The organism is Lyngbya sp. CCY1209, assembly GCF_035615495.1.
Lineage (GTDB): Bacteria > Cyanobacteriota > Cyanobacteriia > Cyanobacteriales > Microcoleaceae > Limnospira.
Genome location: NZ_JAJENU010000159.1, coordinates 1 through 5,534, shown reverse-complemented (window position 1 = coordinate 5,534; position 5,534 = coordinate 1). Strand labels below are relative to the sequence as shown.

Annotated in this window: 3 protein-coding genes; 1 reads left to right on the top strand and 2 read right to left on the bottom strand. The window is 55.6% G+C overall.

The genetic code is table 11. The features are described from left to right. Positions 1 to 236 precede the first annotated feature (236 nt). Positions 237 to 761: a peroxiredoxin gene (locus LKE08_RS02135; RefSeq protein WP_324702542.1), complete on the top strand. Its 525-nt coding sequence runs from the start codon at positions 237 to 239 to the stop codon at positions 759 to 761. Positions 762 to 924: 163 nt separating this feature from the next. On the opposite strand, the gene LKE08_RS02130 is transcribed toward LKE08_RS02135, so the two are convergent. Beyond that, the gene (locus tag LKE08_RS02130; RefSeq protein ID WP_324702541.1) at positions 925 to 3,507 is read right to left on the bottom strand and encodes a GAF domain-containing protein; all 2,583 of its coding nucleotides are present in this window, start codon (positions 3,505 to 3,507) and stop codon (positions 925 to 927) included. A gap of 250 nt (positions 3,508 to 3,757) precedes the next feature. Further along, complete coding sequence (locus LKE08_RS02125; RefSeq protein WP_324702540.1) at positions 3,758 to 4,891, bottom strand: glycosyltransferase family 1 protein; 1,134 nt, start codon at positions 4,889 to 4,891, stop codon at positions 3,758 to 3,760. Between the last annotated feature and the right edge of the window lie 643 nt (positions 4,892 to 5,534).

Below are 5,534 nucleotides of genomic sequence, written 5' to 3'. Positions count from 1 at the left end.
CAGTTAAGGCGATAGCTGGTCAGCTACCTGAAGGGGAGGGCACGAAGCCCCCGTGCTTCAGCCGGGGGTGCTGACTCGTTCTAAGTCTATCTATTCATCTATTATAGATCCTTTTAATTGAGAGTCAACTTTAAATCAGAATCATTCCAGAAAATAAGTACAAATACTCATTTACAACACTCTAAATCAGAATTATTCTGAGTTCAGAAACATTCAATCAAGCTGAAACAGGAACTATGGTTATCGACAAAGTACCCGACGTTGTATTCAAAACCCGCGTCCGCGACGAGTCCGTCGGCGGCCCCAACCCCTTCCGCTGGCAAGATCGCACCACCCAAGAGCTCTTCGGCGGCAAGCGCGTTGTCGTCTTCTCCCTCCCCGGTGCTTTCACCCCCACCTGTTCCTCCACCCACCTCCCCCGCTACGAGGAACTCTACGAAGAAATCAAAGCCCAAGGCATCGACGAGATCATCTGCATCTCCGTCAACGACGCCTTCGTCATGTACCAGTGGGGCAAACAGCAGGGCGCCGACAAAGTGTTTTTGCTGCCCGACGGAAACGGCGAATTCACCCGCAAAATGGGGATGCTGGTTGACAAGTCCAACCTGGGCTTCGGGATGCGTTCCTGGCGCTATTCGATGGTCGTCAACGACGGCAAAATCGAGAAAATGTTCATCGAGCCCGACTTCGGCGACAACTGCCCCACCGACCCCTTTGAAGTCTCCGACGCCGACACCATGTTGGCTTACCTGAAGGGATAAAAGAGCTAATATTAGGATAGGCAAGAGGCAAGAGGCAAGAGGCAATAGGGAGTTAATTGTCGGGTGCGTTCCCACTCATTTATGATCGGTTGAATCGGTCGGTGATAGTGGGGAACGCACCCAAAACGACTCCCGACTCCCGACTCCCGACTCCCGACTCCCGCTATTTCGTCGTCATCGTGTGAATCCCGTCCCAATCTTCCGGGGGGGGATTTTCCAAGTAGTTTTGCGATCGCGCGATGTGAATTTCCACCGCGCGATCGTCCGGCCGCATGGTTCGGGCAATTTCCAAGTGTCGGATCGCCCCGGAAAAATTGCGTTCCAAGTAAGCTTCTCGCCCCAAACTGTAATATTCCAAAAACTCGTGGGTTTCTTCGCCCAATTGCAGGGATTTTGAGCCGATCAACTCGTAAATATTGACCGCCTTATTTTTCCCCTTCACCCGCACCTTGTCCAACTCCCGCACCCAGATGCGATCGCCGCACAATTCGTAAGTCATCTCACTTAAAATAATATCGCAGCCATATAACTTAGTCAATTGTTCCAAACGGGAACTCAAATTCACCCCATCTCCAATCACCGTATAATCCATCCGTTTTTGGGAGCCGATATTGCCCGAAACCACCTCCCCCGAACTCATGCCGATCCCGATGCGAATCTGCGGTTCAGTGGGGCGGGATTCGTTGAACTCCTTCAATCTCCGCCGCATATCCAACGCCGACTTCACCGCCATCCAAGCGTGATTGTCCCGCAGCGGAAGCGGCGCCCCGAACACCGCCATCAGCGCGTCACCGATAAACTTATCCAACGTTCCTTCGTGGGAAAAAACCGCCTCCACCATCGTTTCAAAATACTGATTTAACAGCGCCACCACGTCGGAGGCTTCCAAATTTTCGGTCAATGTAGTGTAACCCCGGATGTCGGAAAAAAGGATTGTTACTTCCTTCCGTTCCCCGACCATCAGCGCATCTTCCCCCAGGGCCATCACCCGCTCCGCGACACCGGGAGTCATGTAGCGGTACATGGTGGTTTTCATCCGCTTTTCGCGGCTGATATCTTCCAGAACCACCAACCCCCCGCGCACGCCGCCTTCCGGGTTGGTGAGGGGGTTAACGGTGAGGTTGATGCTGCGTTCGAGTTGGCGGATCTCCGGGGTGGAATAGGTGGGCGATCGCTCGCCCTTTCCCCGACTCCAGGGGTAATAAATATCGGGATTGTCGCGATCGGGAACCACCAAAATCGGGATCGATATTTCCTCCCCAAACTCAGGAATCGTCACTTCCACCAACCCCAACGTCAAACTTTGTTCGGGGACGAAATGGCGGGCGGCATATTTGAGGCTATCTTCCAGACGAAGTTGCAAATTTTCGATGGGGAGAACGTCCCAGATGTACTGCCCCCTCAGATGGTCTTCCCAATATTGGCGGATCTGGCGGTGGCGGGCGCGGCGGCGGGGACATCCGAGCAGTTCCAAAGCGGCATCGTTGATGGTGACGATGCGGCCCTGTAAATCCGTAGAAATGACCACATCGGAGAGGCTTTGGAGGATGTCTTTTTGGTACTGTTTCTCCACCATCACATTTTCAAACAACTGGGCATTTTGTAGGGCGATGCCCGCCTGGGCGTTGAACGCCCGGAGAAATTCTTCGTCAGAGTTGGTGAAACTGCCCTTGTGCTTGTTGATCAGTTGGGTGACGCCGATCAATTCCCCCTTGGCGTTGTAGACGGGCATACAGAGGATGTTGCGGGTTCGGTAGCCGGTTTTGCGATCGGTGGTGGGGTCGAAACGGGGGTCGGTGTAGGCGTTGGTGATGTTCAAAACCTGGCCGGTGGAGGCGACGTAACCGGCGATGCCCTTGTTGGCGGGGATGCGAATTTCCACCATTGTTTTGCCGTCGGCTTTCGCCACTTTTGTCCACAGTTCCTGGGTTTCTTTTTTGAGTAAGAAAATCGTGCTGCGATCGGCCTGCATCAGATCCCGGGCCTGTTCCATCACGGACAGCAAAGTGGTTTCGAGATCCAGACTTTGGCCGAGGGTGGTGGTAGCTTTTAAAAGGGCCGCGACACCCCGCTGGTTGCGGGCGGCGACGAAAAAGGATTGGCAGCTTTCCAGGATGATGCCGATGGAGTCGGCGAAGGAGCGAAATTGCTGCTCGTCTTCCTCCGTAAAACCGCGATCGCCCGCCTTGTTGAGCAGCCGCACCACCGCCACCGGTTCAGAGGGGTTCTGGGTGCTGAAAATGGGCATACAGAGAATGCTGCGGGCGCGGTATCCGTGGGGTTCGTCCACGGCGGGGTCAAACAGGTGACAGGTGTGGGCGTCGCCGATATTGATCGCCTGTCCCGTGCGGGCAACGTGGCCCAAAATTCCCGTGTCCATCGGCAGGCGGACTTCTTCGGTGTGTTCTCGGGGGGTCGATCCCGGCTCGCCGTCGGTGTCGGGGAGGGTTTTGTACCAGAGCTGCCCTTTGTTGCGGTTGATCAGAAAAATCGTGGTGCGATCGGCTTCCAGAATTTGGCCGATTTTGAGGGTGAAGGCGTCGAGGAGTTGTTCGAGGAGGGTTTCGATCGCCTCGTTATTAATTAATTCGATCGCCCGCAAAAATTGCTGAAATTCGGCGGTGATGAAATCCAGAATGCAGATAAATTCCCCCATCGGCAGATGCTTGACGCGATCGGCCAATAAGCCCATGCGATTGACTTGAGTCAACGTAGCGAGAATGCTACCGGCGTTGGAGAGGGTCATGGGTCGGGGTCGGATTCAAAAAGGATTCAAAATTGAAGGATGAAACCCCCGATTCAGGAGTAAAAAAGATCGAGATCCGGCTCGATCTCGACCGGTGGCGGGATCTCCGAGAAACGGAGAACAAAATTGTTGTCCCGCCGGGATGCGATCGCCACTCCGGGACCCGAAGTCCTGGGAACCTGTCCGGGTGGCGGACAGGGAACGGCGGAATTCTCCGCCCCCTGTCTCAAGTCTACGGGTTTCCTCGAAACTAGGCAACTGACGGCAGGGACTCCCGGGCGAGAATGGCTTGGTAGTAGCGTCTCAACTGTTGGGTCGCCGCCGCCCACCCCCAGCGTTCCGCCTCCAGGCGGGCATTTTGTCGCAGCAGTTCCCGCTCGGCGCCGCGGGACAGCAGCCGTTTGGTGGCCTCGATCGCCCCATTTTCGTCCGCCGGGTCGAACAGGTGGCCGTTCACCCCGTCGGTGACGATATCGGGGATGCCCCCGGAGCGGGCCGCCACCACCGGGGTCCCGGCGGCCATCGCCTCCAGCAGCACCAACCCCAAGGTTTCCGTCCGGGAGGGGAAGATAAACGCATCGGCACAGGCGTAGGCGGAAGCCAGGGCTTCGCCCCGCAGGTAGCCGACGAAGTGGGTGGGGGTGCCGGCGAAATGCTCCTCCAGAGCCTCCCGGTTGGGGCCGTCTCCCACCAAAGCCAACCGGGCGCCGGGGATGGCCTCCAGGATGGGTTTGATGCGATCGACCTCTTTTTCCGCCCCCAGGCGCCCGACGTAAATCAGCAGGGTGCTCTCCGGGTGGCCCTCGGTGAGGCGATCGCGCATTTCGGCATTGGCCCGGTGGGGTTGGAACAGCTCCGTATCGACCCCCCGCTGCCACAGGTCCACCCGCTCGATGCCGTGGTTCCGCAACTCTTGAACCATCGCCGTGGAGGTGCACAGGTTCAGGGCCGCCTGGTTGTGGGCCGTCCGCAGCAGCCCCCACAGGAACTCTTCGAGCATCCCCAGGCCGTAGTGGTGCAGGTATTGGGGCAGGTGGGTATGGTAGGAGGCGACGAGGGGGATGCCGAGTTTTTTGCCGTAGTACAGGCCGCTGAGGCCCAAAACGGCGGGGTTGGCGACGTGGATGATGTCCGGGCGGAATTCCGCCAATTTGGTACCGATGCCGGGGTGGGGGAGTCCGATTTTCAGTTCCGGGTACATCGGCAGGGGAAATCCTTCAACGCCGTAGATTCGACATCCCTTGTATTCCGTCAGTCCCCCTTCCGGAGAGACGATCAACACTTCGTCCCCCGCGCGGCTGAGGTGTTCAGCGGTGTGGCACAGTCGCGTAACGATGCCGTCGATTTTCGGTAAAAATGTTTCCGTGAAAAGCGCGATTCGCATAGAAGTTTGTCTGGTTCGGAATCGATAGTCTCCAATTTCTATCCATCATCTCAGACTTTGCGATCGCGCGATCGCTCGAATCGAAACTCGGGACTCGGGAAATCGGACTTTCGCCATTGCCGACGAGCGATCGCGGTTTGCACCCCCGGCCCCGAATCCTTTGGTAGCACAGGCATCTTGCCTGTGAGGAAAAGCGATCGCGGTTTGCACCCGACCGACTCACTAGACCGATGATAGATGCGATCGCCCCCCATGATTCACACTGGAAAGGCGATCGTAGATTCGTTCAATCAGTTCCCGATCTTCAATAAAATTAACAATCCTGGCTCTTCGGTGAGGAGAGAAAACAAAAGAATAATATTATACCACAATTTTGTTTTTCCTGACATTCAATCTGACAAAATCCCCCTCAGATCTGACAACTTAACATTGGTTCACAAAAAACCTGACAAAATTCGACAAAAGATCTGACAAAACCTGGCTCCAACGGGGAGGTTTATCATCTATATTGAATTTATACAATGAATGGTTGTATCAAGTCCACCGGCAGGTTTTTTCAACCATTTTTACGAGAGAAGGACGAGAGTTTGAAAGCCACGTCTTTTTAAAGCGTGGATGAAAAACGAACGGCGACTTCAGTCGC